At 72.5% G+C, this 15,875-nt stretch carries 18 protein-coding genes; 6 read left to right on the forward strand and 12 right to left on the reverse strand.

Features of this window, described 5'->3' with window-relative positions; genetic code table 11:
• Positions 1–5: 5 nt before the first annotated feature.
• The 4 genes from B4N89_RS02520 to B4N89_RS02535 all read right to left on the reverse strand — a co-directional run bounded on the left by B4N89_RS02520 (position 6) and on the right by B4N89_RS02535 (position 1,832).
• Positions 6–695, reverse strand: coding sequence for a hypothetical protein (locus B4N89_RS02520; protein ID WP_078974235.1), 690 nt, complete (start codon positions 693–695; stop codon positions 6–8).
• Complete coding sequence (locus B4N89_RS02525) at positions 692–1,249, reverse strand: hypothetical protein (protein WP_078974236.1); 558 nt, start codon at positions 1,247–1,249, stop codon at positions 692–694. The genes B4N89_RS02520 and B4N89_RS02525 overlap by 4 nt, the downstream gene beginning before the upstream one ends.
• Positions 1,250–1,347: 98 nt before the next feature.
• Positions 1,348–1,539, reverse strand: coding sequence for a hypothetical protein (locus tag B4N89_RS02530; protein WP_078974237.1), 192 nt, complete (start codon positions 1,537–1,539; stop codon positions 1,348–1,350).
• Positions 1,539–1,832 (reverse strand): helix-turn-helix domain-containing protein, encoded by a 294-nt coding sequence (locus tag B4N89_RS02535; protein ID WP_078974238.1) that lies wholly within the window; start codon positions 1,830–1,832, stop codon positions 1,539–1,541. The genes B4N89_RS02530 and B4N89_RS02535 overlap by 1 nt, the downstream gene beginning before the upstream one ends.
• Before the next feature lie 156 nt (positions 1,833–1,988).
• On the opposite strand from B4N89_RS02535, the gene B4N89_RS02540 reads away from it, so the two are divergent.
• Positions 1,989–2,471 (forward strand): helix-turn-helix domain-containing protein, encoded by a 483-nt coding sequence (locus tag B4N89_RS02540; protein WP_078974239.1) that lies wholly within the window; start codon positions 1,989–1,991, stop codon positions 2,469–2,471.
• 393 nt (positions 2,472–2,864) lie between these two features.
• On the opposite strand, the gene B4N89_RS02545 is transcribed toward B4N89_RS02540, so the two are convergent.
• Genes B4N89_RS02545 through B4N89_RS02555 form a run of 3 tightly spaced genes read right to left on the reverse strand, consistent with a single transcriptional unit; the run spans position 2,865 to position 5,168 of the window.
• Positions 2,865–4,385, reverse strand: coding sequence for a recombinase family protein (locus B4N89_RS02545; protein WP_078974240.1), 1,521 nt, complete (start codon positions 4,383–4,385; stop codon positions 2,865–2,867).
• Between the two features lie 52 nt (positions 4,386–4,437).
• Positions 4,438–4,704, reverse strand: coding sequence for a hypothetical protein (locus B4N89_RS49555; RefSeq protein WP_161500598.1), 267 nt, complete (start codon positions 4,702–4,704; stop codon positions 4,438–4,440).
• Between the two features lie 29 nt (positions 4,705–4,733).
• Positions 4,734–5,168, reverse strand: a complete 435-nt coding sequence (locus B4N89_RS02555) for a winged helix-turn-helix transcriptional regulator (protein WP_078974241.1) — start codon at positions 5,166–5,168, stop codon at positions 4,734–4,736.
• Positions 5,169–5,271: 103 nt separating this feature from the next.
• Between B4N89_RS02555 and B4N89_RS02560 the strand changes: the two genes are divergently transcribed.
• The gene (locus B4N89_RS02560; RefSeq protein WP_078974242.1) at positions 5,272–6,123 is read left to right on the forward strand and encodes an alpha/beta fold hydrolase; all 852 of its coding nucleotides are present in this window, start codon (positions 5,272–5,274) and stop codon (positions 6,121–6,123) included.
• 301 nt (positions 6,124–6,424) lie between these two features.
• On the opposite strand, the gene B4N89_RS02565 is transcribed toward B4N89_RS02560, so the two are convergent.
• Complete coding sequence (locus B4N89_RS02565; RefSeq protein WP_078974243.1) at positions 6,425–7,912, reverse strand: PLP-dependent aminotransferase family protein; 1,488 nt, start codon at positions 7,910–7,912, stop codon at positions 6,425–6,427.
• A gap of 169 nt (positions 7,913–8,081) precedes the next feature.
• Between B4N89_RS02565 and B4N89_RS02570 the strand changes: the two genes are divergently transcribed.
• Positions 8,082–8,705 (forward strand): YczE/YyaS/YitT family protein, encoded by a 624-nt coding sequence (locus tag B4N89_RS02570; protein WP_235618877.1) that lies wholly within the window; start codon positions 8,082–8,084, stop codon positions 8,703–8,705.
• A gap of 22 nt (positions 8,706–8,727) precedes the next feature.
• Here the strand turns inward: B4N89_RS02570 and B4N89_RS02575 are convergent, their stop codons facing one another.
• Entirely contained in the window at positions 8,728–10,344 is a 1,617-nt protein-coding gene (locus tag B4N89_RS02575) for an amidohydrolase (RefSeq protein WP_078974245.1), read from the reverse strand.
• Between the two features lie 112 nt (positions 10,345–10,456).
• Positions 10,457–10,897, reverse strand: a complete 441-nt coding sequence (locus B4N89_RS02580) for an Lrp/AsnC family transcriptional regulator (RefSeq protein WP_020549917.1) — start codon at positions 10,895–10,897, stop codon at positions 10,457–10,459.
• Between the two features lie 173 nt (positions 10,898–11,070).
• Here B4N89_RS02580 and B4N89_RS02585 point away from each other — a divergent pair, with 173 nt between their 5' ends.
• From B4N89_RS02585 to B4N89_RS02595, 3 genes are all read left to right on the forward strand, one after another.
• A complete protein-coding gene (locus tag B4N89_RS02585; protein ID WP_078974246.1) occupies positions 11,071–12,024 on the forward strand; it encodes a site-specific integrase in 954 nt (317 codons plus the stop codon).
• Positions 12,025–12,215: 191 nt separating this feature from the next.
• Complete coding sequence (locus B4N89_RS49560; protein WP_078974247.1) at positions 12,216–12,587, forward strand: hypothetical protein; 372 nt, start codon at positions 12,216–12,218, stop codon at positions 12,585–12,587.
• Between the two features lie 197 nt (positions 12,588–12,784).
• Complete coding sequence (locus B4N89_RS02595) at positions 12,785–13,705, forward strand: nitroreductase/quinone reductase family protein (protein ID WP_078974248.1); 921 nt, start codon at positions 12,785–12,787, stop codon at positions 13,703–13,705.
• A 4-nt stretch (positions 13,706–13,709) separates the two neighbouring features.
• On the opposite strand, the gene B4N89_RS02600 is transcribed toward B4N89_RS02595, so the two are convergent.
• Together B4N89_RS02600 and B4N89_RS02605 are read right to left on the reverse strand one after the other, a co-directional pair.
• Positions 13,710–14,219, reverse strand: coding sequence for a MarR family winged helix-turn-helix transcriptional regulator (locus B4N89_RS02600; protein WP_078974249.1), 510 nt, complete (start codon positions 14,217–14,219; stop codon positions 13,710–13,712).
• Between the two features lie 125 nt (positions 14,220–14,344).
• Positions 14,345–15,493: an acyl-CoA dehydrogenase family protein gene (locus tag B4N89_RS02605; protein ID WP_078974250.1), complete on the reverse strand. Its 1,149-nt coding sequence runs from the start codon at positions 15,491–15,493 to the stop codon at positions 14,345–14,347.
• Positions 15,494–15,875: the final 382 nt, after the last annotated feature.

The raw sequence follows: 15,875 nt of genomic DNA on the forward strand, positions 1-15,875 counted from the left end.
TGTCGTCACAGCGCACCGCCCGTCTCGACGTCGTCGAGCGGCAGACGCGGACCCGGCACCCGTTCGGCGGCGGCCTCGGCCGCGTAGTGCTCACGGATCACCCGCGACGCGGTGTCCGCCGCCGGCGCGATGACCTCACCCATCCACACACCGAGCGCGTACGGCTCGGGCCCGTACAGGTACCAGCCCGGGCGGTCGTCGGCCGGGCCGATCTCGACGTCGTCGCAGTGGTCGAGCCCCCACATGACGTCACCCACGACCAGCTCGTACCGGTCGTCTCTGATCCGTGTCCACGACGGGATCCCGCACGCGCAGTCGTCCGGCTCGGCCGCCGGCTCGTCCTCGACCGGGTCGCACGGGTCCGGCTGCCGAACCTGCAGTGCCTCGACCAGTTCACGCGCCATGCCCAGCCCGTCGTGCGCACCGCGCAGCGTCCACGCCAGCGCCGGCAGCAGACTCGACAGCGCGCTCCGGTCGATCGTCGCCATCCGCGCGGTGATCGCGTGCTCCACCTCCGCCAGCGCCTCGGCCCGCGCAGCCGCCGTGATCTCCGCGAGCACCACGGGCGTCAGCAACTGCCCGCGATCGGCAAGCGCCACCGCCGCTGCCCGGCACGAGTCGCCGGTGACGTTCGCCAGTTGCGCGCCGGCGATGACGTGGGCTGCGGCCTCGATCGCCGCACGCGTCGCCGTCATGCCGACACCGCCACACCGGCCAGCAACGCCAGCACGCGAGACGCGACCTGCTCGGCCAACGCGAACCGGTCCTCCGGCTCGACCATCTCGACGGCCTGGTCCAGCGCCTCGCTCACCAGCGTCAGCACCTGGTCGGCCCCGGTCAGCCACGGCGCCGCCGCCCGCGGCGCGTCGCCCGCCCGGTACAGCGCCTCCATCGCCTGCCGCGCCCGCCACTCCGCGCTGTACTGCACCAGGCCCGCGAGCCGCAGGTCGCACGGCGCCGGCACGTCCGCGATGTCGCTGCCGGGGAACCCGAACCTCCTGCAGGTGACGATCGACGAGGCGAGGACACCCCGCCGGCCGTGCGGGTGCCGCAGGACCGCGACCTGGCCGGTGACGCCGATCGGCATGCGCGCGACGACGGTGACCGGGCCCAGCTCCGGGGCGGCGGTCTCGACGGCGATGCGGATGGTCCGCTCGGCGGCGTCGCGGCGGTCGCGGATCGCCGCCTGGATCTCCTCGTCGGACTGGTGGTGTCGGGCGCTACGGGCCCGGGGCTTAAGCTGCTTCACGTCTGTGCCACCTCTATCTGTGATGGGTGTGGTGGTGCGGGCACTGGGGCTGGTCCGGGCGCTATCCGGGTCGGCCCCGCTCGCGTCTGGGGTAGAAATCAAGCCGCGGTGGCGGCGCGTTCGGCGCGTGCGCGGCGCTGGATCGGCCGCTGGAACAGCCGCCGGAGCATCGCCACTTCGTCGGGATGCGGGTCCGGGGACGCGGCGGCGAGCTGGTCCAAGTGGGCCATGACCTCGACGCCGAGCTGTGCGGTCAGCGCCGCCCGGGAGTAGTCGCGGGGCGCGGCCATCAGGCGGACACTTCCGCAATGACGGCGGCGCAGACGACGCACATCGGACCGGCCTTGCTGGCCTTCAGGGTGTCGACGTCGACGGACGCGATGGCCGCGATGCGCTCGAGGACCGCAGGTTGCGCGGATCGGTGACCGTTCTCGATGTCGTTCATGAGCTGACGGCTGATACCGAGCTGTGCGGCCATCTCACGCTGGTTGAGGCCGGTCGCCTCTCGCGCCAACCGGACCGCGTGGGGTGCCTGGTGAAGGGGCGCACCGCTCTTTCGCGGGACCCTGTGTGCGCTGGTCATGAGAATGACACTAGTGCGTACCTACGCGTCTTGCAAGGGATACACGCGTACCTACGCACAGAGGTACGCGCGAGATGCGTCAACGCTTCGCAGCACTGCGCGACTAGGCCAGAACTTGACTGGACGCCGCGTACCTACGCGTCCCATGCTGTCGATATGACGACGCCGCCGCCGCAACTCCCGGAGGGTGCCCTCATCGAGCGCGCCCAGGGCAGACACACCCCGCGCCTGTCCAACCGGAAGGCGGCCGAATTGGCCGGCATTTCTGAGGGACGCTGGCGCCACATCGTGAAGGGCTACCAGACGGTTCAGGCCGGCATGCATGCCAGAGTCGTCGCGCCAGCCGAGACCCTCGCGCGCATGGCACACGCCGCAGGCGCTACGCCAGCGGAGCTGCGTGCAGCCAACCGGAGCGATGCAGCCGAGGCGTACGAACGGCTGCTCGGTCTCGGGGAACATTCACCACCGATCGAGATCCATCCATTGGCAGACGATCCGGCCTGGCGGGAGTTCGAGCTACTCGTTCAAGGCACCCCGCCGACCATGCGCGCTGCGGCGTTGCGGATCGCCACCGCCGCCGTTGAGGCAGCGAAGGCCGAACTCACTCACTCGAATGGCCCAACCGACGAGCCGCAATAACGGCAAACGGAAACCGGGCCTCCCCTTTTGGAGTGATCTATGCCACCCTCGATGATTCGGCGGGGTGGCGCCGCGAATGGGGGAGGTTGCATGGCCACAATCCCGATCCCGCTAGTTCTCCCACTGGGAGTCCCCGGGAGGGCGATTCGGGATGACGTTACTGGAGACACCTACTGCGTGGCGGATCCGTGCCAGCTCGGTACGGTCGCCCGGCGTGAGCAGGCACGACGCCTGATCATCGGCACCGGCGGAGACTGCGCCGCGTGTTTGTTGAACTGCCCGTTCGGCCTGAGCGGACCACCCGCATAACGGCCGAGGCCGGCGTTCAACCCTGGGTAATCAACCCCAGGATTGAACGCCGGCCTCGAATTCTGCAACGACTCGTGAATTCATTCACGCGCCCAGACGCCACCGAATTTCCACGCGTTTCGGCAACGAACGTACGCCACCGTACCCCGGGCCGATCGGTAGAACCCTGATATCCATAACCGCCCGGTAGATCGCCCGCCGCTCCACCACATCGTCGATCTCCGCCCACCGTGCCCGTGCATCCGGACCCAGCACCCGAGCCAGCCCCGGATGCGGAACGCAGGCACTCAGCCGTGCGCGGGCCTGACCCAGCGCAGGCAGGATGCCCGCCTCGGCCGCCGCCAGGGAGACCACCGACAGAGTCCGCGCCGTGGCCATCGCTCGGGCCTGCGCCAACTCGGCCTCCAGCCTGGCAATCTCCGCGAGGATCCCTACTGACGCATCCTCCGACGTCACCTTCAGTACCTGCTCGGCTCGACCCGGAACCTCCAGCCACGCCAACAACGCCGCTGTTGCGTACGTGTCCAAGAGGTCCATATTGATCGCCACCCTGTGGCACGTCCGGCAGCCGTATTGGTGGGCGCGTCCCGGCCGCGTCGCCGGGATTCGGTACAGGTACCCCCCACAGACCCTGTCCTCAGAGTCATCGGCGCTCGCACTGACCCGCGCTCCGCACGTCGGGATACCCGTGAACTCGTACACCGCCGCCGTCCCCCGCTGGGTCCGCCTGGACGGGTCCGCCAGGACAGCCACAGCCGCCCAGAACGTAGCCTCGAATGTGGGATCGTCGGTGATCGGCGGCCACTGCGCCGGACCCACGACCTGCCCTCGATGCACCCGCCGACCGATGTAGGCCACGTTCCGCGCGATATTGCGGATGGTGGCCAGGTTCCACCGTTCGGACACACCCGGCGTCTCCAGGCGGCGGGCATCCAGATCCATCCCGATCGAGCGCACCGACTCCCGCGCGGCCACACGAGTGATGATCTCGACGACGATGTCTGCCTTCGACGCCTCGGTCCCCTGGGGCTCCGTGTCCGGTACCTGCCCCAGCAGATCGCCCGTATCCGGGTCGTATTCGCGGCGGTACCCGTACAGGATCCGACCGTGCACAGCTCCGACGGCGGCGCCTTGCCTGGCAGTTCGCGCGTTCCTGGCCTGGGTTTTATCCGCCTCGGTCTCAGAGTCCAGGATCTCGCGGGTGAGCCGCTGCCGCTGCGTGGCGATGCGCATGTCGTACATCTCGCCGTCGAGGCAGACGAGGGTCCCGGTGTTCTGGAGGGCGCGCCGCAGTACGAACCAACTCTCCGTATCGCGGCTGAGCCTGGACGGTTCCCACGCAACGATGACGCTGGCCTCGCCCGCCGCGACTCGGCCAACCATCTCGTCATAGTTGTCGCGCGCACGTTTGGCGTACGGACTCGCAGAACGATCGTCGTCACGGAACTCCGCAACGATGGCCCAGTTCTGCTCGTTGCAGATCGAACGGTTGTCCAGCATCTGCGCGTTGACCGATCGACCCTTGCGGCGCGGGTCGACGGATGCTCGGCCATAGAGGAAGGCAATCCACTGACCATCGGCGGCAGTGGTCCCTGGGTTCGTCATCAATCGAGAGTACTGTCTAACGGCAATTCAGGGACACTGTCTACTACGTCTGTCAGCACGAGACGACGCGCCGTCCGTACGGCCTGTACGTCCACGGCGGCAGCGACACCACGGGCGCGGTGCGCTCGGTGGAGGCGGCGGCGACCGGCCTGCGATGGCGCCGGATCCGCCCGCCGGTGGAGGTGGCGGGCCCGCCCACGCGGGAGTCCCTGGCGGCGTGTACGGAGATGGGCGCGGTCGTGGCGGCCGAGTTGATGTCGCAGGGATAGCGCGTCCCGGCCCGGGAGGCGCCCGGCCGATCGTGGACCGTCCCGGACACCTGTCGTGGCCCTCGACGACCGGGCGTGATCAGCGCATTCGATCCACGCGCTGATCGGGGGATGACTCGTCGGCGAGCCGGTTGCTGTGATCGATCTCCGCCATGTGCGTCTCGGCCCAGACCCGTAGGGCGCGGAGCGGTCCTTCGAGGGACAGGCCGAGCTCGGTGAGCCGGTAGTGGACGGCGGGCGGCACGACCGGTTCCACGCGGCGCGCGACCAGACCGTCGCGGACCAGGCTGCGCAGGGTCACCGACAGCATCTTCTGTGAGATGCCCGGGATGCGGCGCCGCAGTTCCGCGAACCGCAGCTCACCCGGAGCCTCCTCGGCCAGCACCTTGACCGCCATCGACGTCCACTTGGTGCCGATGCGGTCGAGCAACCGGCGGGTCGGGCAGCGCGGATCCAGCAGGTCCCCGCGCTCACCGGGTCGCCGGTCACGTCCGCCGGGGCTCGACGTGGTCACCCGGGGCTCACCACCTGAAGGGAAAGTGCGGTCTTGGGCAGACCAGCGTAGTTCCCTACCGTGACCTGGTCACCATCACTCACCACATACCCGGAGCCCCGCCATGCCCGAACTGCGACGCGTCCTCGCCAACGGTGTCGAACTGAACGTCGCCCTCTCCGGATCGGGCCCGGCCGTGCTGCTGCTGCACGGCTTCCCGCACACCTGGGAGCTGTGGACGGACGTCATGGCCGATCTGTCCGACCGTTACCGCGTCATCGCACCGGACCTGCGCGGGTTCGGCGCGAGCGGCCCGGCCGCCTCCGGGTACGACGCGGGCACCCTGGCCGAGGACGCCGCGGCGCTTCTCACCGTGCTCGGCGTGTCCTCGGCCGCGGTGGTGGGCATCGACGCGGGCACCCCGCCGGCCTTCCTCCTCGCCATGCGCCGCCCCGACCTCGTCCGGCGCCTGGTCGTCATGGAGTCCCTTCTGGGCAGGCTGCCCGGCGCCGAGGACTTCCTCGCCGGCGGGCCGCCGTGGTGGTTCGGCTTCCACTCCGCCGCGCCCGGCCTCGCCGAAACCGTCTTGGCGGGCCGCGAAGCCGCCTACGTCGACTGGTTCTTGAACGCCGGCACGCTCGGCGACGGTGTGCGCCCCGCCCTGCGGGACGCGTTCGTCCGCGCGTACACCGGCCGCGAGGCGTTGAGCCGCGCGTTCTCGTACTACCGGGCCCTGCCCGAGAGCGCGGTACAGATCGAGCAGGCGGTCGCCGCCGCCCGCCTGACGGTGCCGACGATGGCGCTGGGCGCCCGGCCCGTCGGTCCTGCGCTGGAGCGCCAACTCCGCCCGATCGCCGACGATCTCACCGGACATGTCATCGAGGACTGCGGCCACATCATCCCGCTGCACCGGCCGCACGCCCTGCTCACCCTGCTGCGTCCGTTCCTGGCCGGCGAGGACACGCAGGCAGCGTGACCGGGGCGGGGCCGACGTGCCGCCCTGACAGGCGTCCCAGCGCCAGGTGCCGGCCTCCCGGGACCACGGCTGTGCGGTGCGCTCCAGCGCCGGCACGCCGACTCCGTAGCCGACGCGGGCGAGGTCGCCGGAGAGCTGGTCGACCGTCGGATTCTTGATGGTGCGCGCGCCGTACGTCGGTCGTGGTCGAGGTGCCTGTCGATATCCGGCCGCCGGGGTCGGCGATGACCGGTGCCGTCGGCGCCTCCCGCATGACCCCTCCCGAGGCGCGGAACCGGGTGTTCCGCCGGTGTGGGCCTGCTCAGGCCATGATGGCCGCGCCCGAGAAGCCCGCGTAGGTGGCGGGGCGGGTGCGTTCGGTTTCGGCCACCGCGGCGGACAGGCGGCGGATGGCTTCGGTCAGCGTGGCCGGATCGTGGGCGTAGGGCAGGCGGACGTGGTGTTCGAAGGCACCGTCGGTGCCGAAGTGGGTTCCCGCCGCTACCCGTACACCGTGTCGGGCGGCGGTTTCGGCCAGGGTCAGGCTGGAGGTGCCGTCGGTGCGCACCCACAACGACAGGCCGCCCAGGGGCATCGAGAACGTCCAGTCGGGCAGGTGCTCGGTCAGCGCGTCGGCCAGCGCCGCCCGGGCGGCGCGCAGCGCGGGCAGTCGCGTCTCCAGGATGGCGTCCTCGTGGTCGGTGATCAGGTGGTGGGTGACCAGCTGGTCCAGCACCGGGGCACCCACGTCGAAGGACGCACGGGTGGCCGCGATGCGCCGGACCAGGTCCGGGGTGGCCCGGATCCAGCCGATCCGCAGGCCGCCCCAGAAGGTCTTCGACGTGGACCCGATGGTGACCACGTTGTTGGTCCGGTCGAACGCGGCCATCGGCAGCGGCCGGTCCACCGGGTCCAGGTCCAGGGCGAGGTCGTGGCAGGTCTCGTCGACGATCAGCGTGGTGCCGGTGTTGCGGGCCAGGTCCGCCAGCGTGCGCCGGATCCCGGGGTCGGCGAGGTGGCCGGTGGGGTTCTGGTAGTCCGGGATCAGGTAGGCCAGTCGCGGCGCCGCGGTGCGCAGCGTGTCGCGCCAGGTCTCCACGTCCCAGCCGGTGTCCGTCATCGGCACCGGGACCGGGCGGTTCCCGGCCTGCCGGATCGCGTCCAACACATTGGCGTAGGTGGGTGATTCGACCGCGACCCGGTCGCCGGGGCCGGCCAGCGTACGCAGCACCAGGGTCACCGCGGCGAGGGCGCCGGGGGTGACCAGGATCTGTTCGGATGTGGTGGGCACGCCGCGGCGGGTGTAGCGCTGGGCGAGCGTTTCGCGCAGCACCGGCAGGCCGCCGGGCAGGTAGCCGTGGCCGGTGGTGTAGGTGGGCAGCGAGTCGGTGGCGTCGGCGACCGCCTGGTGCAGCGCGCGGCCGGGACCGGGCAGCGCCGCCACGCCGAGGTCGATCACGCCGGTGGTCGTGCTGGGGCTGAGCCCGCGGGTGGGGATCTCGGTGTGCGTCCCGGGCAGGGTGGTCCAGCTGCCGGAGCCGCGACGGCTGGTCAGGTAGCCGTCGGTGCGCAGCAGCTCGTACGCGGCGGCGACGGTGGTCCGGCTGATCCCGAGCCGGTCGGCGAGGCCGCGTTCCGCGGGCAGGCGCGCGGTCAGCGGGATCCGACCGTCCAGGAGCAGGGCGCGGATGCGGTCGGCGAGCGTGCGGTACGCCGGGCCGGTGCGCGCGGCGGACTGGGTTGCGGTGGTCCAAGGGTGCAGGAGGTCGGCGAGGCGGGTGCTGCTGACGGTCAGGTGAGGCGCACTCATCAGTCCACTCCTGTCGAATTGGCTATGGATACGGAATCCGGTGTCCGCGATTCTTTCACCGTTGGCTCTTTTTTGGCAGTCAGGCGCGAAACAGGGGTGCACGGTGGCTTGGTCGTGGGTCCGACGTTTGGTCCAGTTGTACGCGGGGCTCACGCTGTACGGGTTCAGCATGGCGTTGATGATTCGGGCCGAGTTGGGCCTGGATCCGTGGGACGTGTTCCATCAGGGCCTCGCCGAGCGCACCGGGTGGAGCTTCGGCGTGGTGACGATCGTGGTGGGCGCCGCGGTCCTGCTGCTGTGGTTGCCGATGCGGCAGCGTCCGGGGCTCGGCACGGTGAGCAACGTGGTGGTGATCGGCCTCGCGGTGGACGCCTCGCTGCGGTGGTTGCCCGCCCCCGACGCGTGGGCTTGGCGCGCGGCCTTCCTGGTCTCGGGTGTGGTGCTGAACGCGGTGGCCGGCGGCGCGTACATCGGTGCCCGGCTCGGGCCGGGGCCGCGCGACGGCCTGATGACGGGGATGGTGCGGCGGACCGGGCGTTCGGTGCGGTTGATCCGGACGAGCATCGAGGTCGCGGTCCTGGCGGTGGGCTTCGTGCTCGGCGGCTCGGTCGGGTTGGGCACGGTCTTGTACGCGCTCACGATCGGCCCGTTGGTGCAGGTCTTCCTGCCGCTGCTGACCGTGCCGGAGCGCGCGACGGGTCGCACGGTCGCGGCGGGCGGATCCGATTCGGGCGAACCGGCCGAGCGGGCGCCGGGGTCGTCGGGGACCCCGGCGCCGACGCCGGCCGGCTGACCTCGGTGGCGCCGGTGCTCGCTCACGCCGGGTCGAGCGCTCCCTCGGCCGCGTACACCGTGGTGCCTCGTACGGCGGTGCGCAGGCAGCGCGGCAGCGGCAGCCCGGGATCCAGGTCGGGCAGGCCCGGGGTGCCCGAGCGCGGGTCGGTGGACCAGCCGGAGAGTCGGGTGTCGGGGGCTTGGACGACCAGTTCGGTGGTGTCCCACACCGCGTAGGTGGCGGGCGCGCCGGGCACGAGCACGCCCGCGTCGTCGCGACCGGCGGCCCGGTGGCCGCCGCGGGTGTGGGCGGCGAACGCGGCGCGCACGCTGATCCGTTGCCCGGGCGTGCGGTGGAAGGCGGCGGCGCGGATCGTGCCCCACGGGTCGAGCGGGGTCACCGGCGCGTCGGAGCCGAACGCGAGCGGGACGCCGGCGGCGCTGAGCGCGGCCAGCGGGTTCATCAGCGCGGCGCGTTCGGCGCCGAGGCGGCGCACGTACATGCCGTCCGGGCCGCCCCACGCGGCGTCGAAGGCGGGCTGTACGGACGCGGTCAGGCCGAGTTCGGCAAAGGCCTGCACCGCGTCGGCGTCGAGGAGTTCGGCGTGTTCGACCCGGTGTCGCAGGGCCCGGAACGCGGCCGCGTGCGGTCCGGCGATCAGATCGCGCGCGGCGGCCAGGATCGCGCCGATCGCGGCGTCGCCGATGGCGTGGAAGCCGGCCTGGATCCCGGCCCGGGTGCACGCGGCGAGGTGCGTGGCCACCTGCTCGGCGTCCAGATGGGTCAACCCGGTGCCGGGGTCGTCGGCATAGGGCGCGTGCAGGCACGCGGTGTGCGAGCCGAGCGAGCCGTCGATGAACAGGTCGCCGCCGAGGCCGTGCGCGCCCAGATCGGCCCGCAGCGCGCGGGCGTGCTCGGCGTCGTGCGCGAGCGCGCCCCAATAGCCCAAAACGTCCGGACCGGCCTCCTCGGCGGCGAGCACGGCCAGCGCGCGAAAGTCGGCCTCGCCGGCGATCTCCGGCCCACCGCACTCGTGCAGCGTCCCGATGCCCAGCGCGGCGGCCCGCTCCCGCGTGACGCGCTGCGCGGCGAGCCGGTCGGCCGGAGTCAGCGCGGCGTAGGCGGCGGCCCGCGCGACGTGGTGCGCGGCACCGGCGAGCGGCGTGTCGCCGTGCTCGCCCGGGACCAGCGCGAGCAGCGCGGGCGAGCAGGCGGCGGAGTGCACGTCGGTTCGGGACAGGTACACGGTCGCGCCGCCGGTGGCGCGGTCCAACTCGGCGGGAGTGGGCGGGCGTCCCTCGGGCCAGCCGGTGTCGTCCCAGCCGTGCCCGAGCACGACGCGGCCCGGCCCGGACAGTCCGCGCGCCTTCGTGTGCTCCTCCAGCGCGGTCAGCGCGTGGGCCAACGACGGCGCGCCGGTCAGGTCGAGCCCGGTCGCGGCGAGGCCGGTCGCGGTGGCGTGCACGTGCGCGTCGACGAACGCCGGGGTGACCAGCGCGCCGCCGAGGTCGAGCACCGCGTCGACGGCGTCGACGTGCGCCGCGGCCGCCCCCTCGGCGCCGATCCAGGCGATGGTGTCGTTCTCGACGACCATGGCGGTCGCGAAGGGATCGGCCGGACTGTGCACGGCGCCGTTGCGCAGGAGGAGCGTGGTCATGCCTCCAGTGTGGCCCGCGCCGGGGCAACGCCGAGCCGGAGGTCACCCCTTCGAGCGGCGCGGGCTCGCCACGAACCGCGCCCGGGCACGCCCCGACGCCCGCCGGGTCGGCTCAGAAGCGGGGTGCGCGGGCCTCGTACGGGGTGGACAGGACCACCGTGGTGCGGGTCGACACACCTGCCTGGAGGCGGATTCGGGCCAAGAGCGTCTCCAGGTCGCCCGGGGTCGGGACGCGGACCTTGAGGATGTAGCTCTCGTCGCCGGCCACGCTGTGGCATGCCTCCAGCTCCTCGAGGTCCGCCAGCCGTTCGGGGGCGTCGTCGGGGGCGCTGGGGTCGATGGGTTTGACCGAGATGAACGCGGTCAGCGGCAGGCCGATGGCCTCGGTGTCGACCACGGCGGCGTAGCCGCGGATGATGCCGCGTTGTTCGAGTCGGCGTACGCGCTGATGGGCGGCCGAGGTGGACAGGCCGGTGGCCTTGCCCAGGTCGGTGTAGCTCATCCGCCCGTCCTGCAGCAGCAGTTTGACGATCTGTCGGTCCAGGTCCTCCACACGAGGAACCTATGGCATCGGAGGTGAAAGCGCGGCCCCGGTGCGGTTCGGGCGCGGTCACGGGCGCGCTCCGGTGTCGGCGCGCCGCCGAGTGCGCCCCTCGCGCCGCGACTCCCCCGTCCGGCGGCGGTCGACGCGGCCGGTTCGTCGGTGGCGCCGGCTACAGTGCGAACATGGCCACCGAGGAGCGCGCGCCCGCGCTCGATCAGCTCGACCGGGCCCTGCTGCGCGTGACCGCACGGGCCGACACCTCGGCCGCGCGCGCCCGGCAACTGCGCTGGGTGGTGGGCGAGTTGCGCCGCGCACTGGTCCAGGAGGGCTTCCCGGCCGAGGCCCGTGCCTCGCTCGCGGCGCTGCTGTCCGCCGAGCCGACGCGGCGCTATCTGGAACTGGCCCGGTGCGGCCGGCTGCGCACCCGCGCGGTCGCGGGCGCCGGCATCTCGACCACGGCGAGCATGCGCGTGCGGATGGACTGCCTGGAGATCCTGGCCCGCGCCGGATCGGTACCGGTGGAGCTGCCGGAGCGGCCGGCCATGCCCGAGCTCAAGACGCCGGTGGGCGCCCGGCAGCGCTCGCTCCTGTTGAACTGGCTCGGCGAGCACGCCGACCGGGCGGGCGCGGACGCGGGCCGGATCCGACTGTTCGCCCTGATCGGTGTGGTCCTGGACACCGGTGCGCGGGCGGGCGAGCTGTGCGCGATGCGGCTGGAGGACCTGGGGCCGGACGAGCGCACCGTCACGATCGTGCGTCACCCGCAGGCCCGCACCGTCAATCCGGCCGTCACCGAGATACTGCCGCTGTCCGGCCCGACCCGCGCGGCGCTGCGCCGCTGGTTGGACGTACGCGCCGACCTGGTGTGGCCGCTGCGCGGCGAGGTGGCCGCCGTGTGGGTGTCGGTGCGGGGCAACCACTCGGGCATCCCCGACGAGGACGGCAACTCCCGGCCCCGCCCGGCCGGAATGCCGCTGATGCCGCGCGGCCTGGCCCGGGCGTACACCCGTACGGTGGTCCGCCTGAACGTGGACATGGTCGGCCGCCCCGGCTGGGAACCCCTCCCCTACCGCCTGGAACAACTGCGCCGCGCGATCGACGCCGCGCCGATAGCGGCCGACGCGGCGGCCACGTAGCGGCACGGGCGGGCAACACGGCGCGTGCGGTGCGGAGATCGGGTCGGGGCGACCGGTCGTGTCCGGCCGGCGGGGCAACGATTGCCCCGGTGCGGAAATCGACCCGGATCAGTACTGCAACGTTCCGGTCGGGCGGACTATCGTCGGCGGAGCGCGCCGTCGCCTCGGCGCCGTGGCGACAGGGGGAGCCCATGAGCATCGCCGTCGACCCATGCCCCGGAACGGTGCAGCGGGATCTCGTCGAGGACTTCGACGACACGAACCACCCAGATCGATCCTCGGACACCCCCGCCGCCCCGAGCGTGCGGCGCGCGTGCCCGGAGTGCGGCGTCGTACTGGTCCTGGACCCGGTCGCCGACGGCGCGACGCTGCCGGACCACGTGGTGTGCCCGAGCGTGCGGGACCCGTTCGGCATCCGCCCCTGCCCGGGCTCCGGCACGACCGTCACCGCCCCGGCCGACCGCGTCGCCGCCGGACCGCCGCCGGCACTCCCGCAGCCCTCGATCCGGACGCTGCCTCCGGGTCTGGACTGGCGCGCGCAACCCTTCTCGCACACGGCCTGACCCACCCGGGCACGCGGCCGGCCCGGACGCGGGCACACTCTCACCACCTCCGCCGGGCGTAGGCACCGTCGCCCGGCGGCCGTGGCATGCCCGTGCCCACGCGGCGTTGACAGCGCTTCCGAGGCGTCACTAGCCTTCAAATAGATTTGCTTTCAAAGCAAAGCTACCTACGAAGCCGCCGCACCCCGGAGACACGCATGTCCGAAACTGCCACCCACACCGACCCGAACGCGCCGATCATCGCCGAGTTCCGTGCCCACAACGGCCGCGTCGGCGGCATGTTCGAGGGCGTCACCCTCGTCCTGATCACCACCGCCGGCCGACACACCGGCAAGCCGTGGACCACTCCCGTCGTCGCCGCGCGGGACGGCGACCGATGGCTGGTCTTCGCCTCCAACGCGGGGCGCCCCCACAACCCGCACTGGTACCTGAACCTGGTCGCCACCCCCCAGGTGACCATGGAGATCGGCACCGACGAAGGCCGCGTGAAACCGTTCGCCGCCCGGGCCGTCCCGCTCACCGGGGACGAGCGCGATACCCAGTGGGACCTTCAGTGCGCACGGAATCCGGCCTTCCGCGACTACGCGGCGGCAACCACCCGAACCATCCCGGTGATCGCCCTCCATCCCCTCGACCTGACCGGGGACCCGGCCCGCGCACGGCTGATCGCGGAGCAGTTGATCCGCCACCACGAGGATCTGCGGGCCGAGATCGACCAGGTCCGGACCCGGTTCGAACACGCCCTTGCCGGCGAACCGGATCCGGGCGCCCTCGACACGGCCGACGCCGACGACCTTGCCGGCCGACTGCGCCGACACTGCCTGACCTTGTGCCGACACCTCCAGCTGCACCACATCCGCGAGGACGGCGCCTTCTCCGCCTTCGAGCGCGAATACCCCGAGCTGGTCCCGGCGATCAGGCGCCTGCGCGCGGAACACGCGGTCGTGGAGAAGGCGTTGGCCGCCTTCGCGGCGCTTCTCGAACGAGCCGCCGGACCGGACCGGGGGCCGGACGCCGAACCGGCCCACCTGCGCGCGGAGTTCGAGGCGGTGTCGGCCGGCCTGGAGGAGCACTTCGCCTACGAGGAGGCCCACCTGCTCCCGGCACTCCGGGGCTGACCGCTCACTCCTCCTCGCGCGCGGCTCCGTTCTCATAGGCCCCGATCGTCCGCACGAACATCGCCCGATCGGCCGGCGACAGCGGGTCGAAGGCCCGGCGCCAGGCGTCGGCGCCGTTCGCGAGCCAGTTCTCGATCGCGGTCCGAGTCTCCGGGTCGTCGGTGATCGCCACGATCGACCGCCGGCGGTCGGCCGGATCCGTACGTCGTTCCACCACCCCCTGGCGGCCCAGGTCGCTGACCATCAGGCTCACCGTGGTCGGCGCCACCTCGAGGCGCGCGGCCAGCCGATTGACCGGCATCGGGCCGTCGAAGAGCAGGTACGCCAGCAGCGACAGGTGTCGCGGCGCCAGGTTCATCGACCGCAACCGCTCGGGGATCCGGGTGCGCTTGAGCCGGGCGGCCACGCGCGGCATCAGCAGCAACATCGCCCGAATCGCCTCATCGGTGCTGAGCCCGGCGTCGGGCCTCGTCGCGGATCCCGGCCCGGACCCCGCGGCGTGCTCCGTCGTCATCTCCGCGGCCTCCTCGCCTCGACCCGTTCGGCTTCGGATGCGAAGCGCGACCCCCGGATCCCGCCACCGTACCGCGATCGCCGGCTACACCCTCGCGTTCGCCGCGGGGCCCGAGTCGCCGTCGCTCACCCCTTCCGCAGCAGGTCCCGGGCGATGACCATGCGCTGGATCTGATTCGTGCCCTCGACGATCTGCAGGCACTTGGCCTCGCGCATGTACCGCTCGGCCGGGAAGTCGGTGGTGTAGCCGTAGCCGCCGAGGATCTGCACCGCGTCGACCGTCACCCGCATCGCCGTGTCCGTACAGAAGAGCTTGGCCATCGCCGCCTGTCGGCCGAACGGCAGCCCCGCGTCGCGCAATCGGGCGGCGGCCAGGTACAGCGCGCGGCCCGCCTCGATCGCGGTGGCCATGTCGGCGAGCATGAACCGGATGCCCTGCTTGTCGGCGATCGGCCCGCCGAACTGGGTGCGGTCCTGCGCGTAGTCGGCCGCCACGTCCAGCGCGGCCTGGGCAACACCCGTGGCGCACGCGGCGATGCCGAGCCGGCCGCAGTCGAGGGCGGCGAGCGCGATGGAGAACCCCTGGCCCTCCGCGCCGATCCGCCGCTCGGCCGGAATCCGGGCGCCGTCCAGGTGGATCTGCGCGGTGGGCGAGGAGCGCATGCCCATCTTGTGCTCCGGCGCGGCGGCGGCCAGGCCCGGGGTGTGCGCGTCGACCAGGAACGCGCTGATCCCGTGCGCGCCTTCGGGCGAGGTACGGGCCAGGACGGTGTAGAAGTCGGCGACCCCGCCGTGGGTGATCCACGCCTTGGTCCCGGTGAGCGTGTACCCGTCGGCGTCGGCCGCCGCCTTGGTGCTCAGCGCCGCCGCGTCGGAGCCGGAGTGCGGCTCGGACAGGCAGTAGGCGCCGAGCAGTTCGCCGCCCAGCATCGCGGGCAGGTGCGCGGCCCGCTGCTCGGGCGTACCGAACGTGGCGAGCGGGTGGCAGGCCAGCGTGTGCACCGACACGCCGAGGCCGACCGCCAGCCAGGCTGCGGCCAGTTCCTCCAGCACCTGGAGGTAGACCTCGTAGGGTTGCGCGCCCCCGCCGTACTCCTCCGGATAGGGCAGCGACAGCAGTCCGGCGGCGCCGAGGGTGGCGAACACCTCGCGGGGGAAACGTCCGTCGGCCTCGTCGGGGGCGGCGCGTGGCGCGATCTCCCGGGCGGTGAGGTCCCGGGTGAGGTCGAGCAGGGCACGGGACTCGTCGGTGGGCAGCGTGCGCGGGACAGCCATGGGGACGTCCTTCCGTGCGGTCCGGGGGTGGCCGGACCCGGCGGGTGGCCGGCGGCGGACCGGGTGGGGTTCGCCCCCGGCCGTTGCGCACGATCGTACGGTGACGCCGCGTACCCGCCCACCATCGACGCGGCCCACACCCACGAGCACGCCGCGCGCCTCGACCACGCCCGAGCCCAACCGGCCTCCGGCCCGGTGTCCTCAAACGCCGGACGGGCTCAATCGCTCCCGGCACACGCGGGTTGCCCACCATGCCGGCCTCCGGCCGGTGTCCTCAAACGCCGGACGGGCTGAAGTTGCCCGGGCCATACACACCGGTTGCCCACCACCCTCGGCCCCGCCCCCCAGCCCGTCCGGCGTTTGAGGACACCGGGCCGGAGGC

Source organism: Embleya scabrispora, from assembly GCF_002024165.1.
Taxonomy (GTDB): Bacteria; Actinomycetota; Actinomycetes; order Streptomycetales; family Streptomycetaceae; genus Embleya; species Embleya scabrispora_A.

What these genes read in the sequence shown, in the direction of transcription:
- B4N89_RS02520 (WP_078974235.1), bottom strand. Translation starts at nt 695, where the DNA reads ATGACGGCGACGCGTGCGGCGATCGAGGCCGCAGCCCACGTCATCGCC.
- B4N89_RS02530 (WP_078974237.1), bottom strand. Translation starts at nt 1,539, where the DNA reads ATGGCCGCGCCCCGCGACTACTCCCGGGCGGCGCTGACCGCACAGCTC.
- B4N89_RS02535 (WP_078974238.1), bottom strand. Translation starts at nt 1,832, where the DNA reads ATGACCAGCGCACACAGGGTCCCGCGAAAGAGCGGTGCGCCCCTTCAC.
- B4N89_RS02540 (WP_078974239.1), top strand. Translation starts at nt 1,989, where the DNA reads ATGACGACGCCGCCGCCGCAACTCCCGGAGGGTGCCCTCATCGAGCGC.
- B4N89_RS02545 (WP_078974240.1), bottom strand. Translation starts at nt 4,385, where the DNA reads ATGACGAACCCAGGGACCACTGCCGCCGATGGTCAGTGGATTGCCTTC.
- B4N89_RS02560 (WP_078974242.1), top strand. Translation starts at nt 5,272, where the DNA reads ATGCCCGAACTGCGACGCGTCCTCGCCAACGGTGTCGAACTGAACGTC.
- B4N89_RS02565 (WP_078974243.1), bottom strand. Translation starts at nt 7,912, where the DNA reads ATGAGTGCGCCTCACCTGACCGTCAGCAGCACCCGCCTCGCCGACCTC.
- B4N89_RS02570 (WP_235618877.1), top strand. Translation starts at nt 8,082, where the DNA reads ATGGCGTTGATGATTCGGGCCGAGTTGGGCCTGGATCCGTGGGACGTG.
- B4N89_RS02575 (WP_078974245.1), bottom strand. Translation starts at nt 10,344, where the DNA reads ATGACCACGCTCCTCCTGCGCAACGGCGCCGTGCACAGTCCGGCCGAT.
- B4N89_RS02585 (WP_078974246.1), top strand. Translation starts at nt 11,071, where the DNA reads ATGGCCACCGAGGAGCGCGCGCCCGCGCTCGATCAGCTCGACCGGGCC.
- B4N89_RS49560 (WP_078974247.1), top strand. Translation starts at nt 12,216, where the DNA reads ATGAGCATCGCCGTCGACCCATGCCCCGGAACGGTGCAGCGGGATCTC.
- B4N89_RS02595 (WP_078974248.1), top strand. Translation starts at nt 12,785, where the DNA reads ATGTCCGAAACTGCCACCCACACCGACCCGAACGCGCCGATCATCGCC.
- B4N89_RS02600 (WP_078974249.1), bottom strand. Translation starts at nt 14,219, where the DNA reads ATGACGACGGAGCACGCCGCGGGGTCCGGGCCGGGATCCGCGACGAGG.
- B4N89_RS02605 (WP_078974250.1), bottom strand. Translation starts at nt 15,493, where the DNA reads ATGGCTGTCCCGCGCACGCTGCCCACCGACGAGTCCCGTGCCCTGCTC.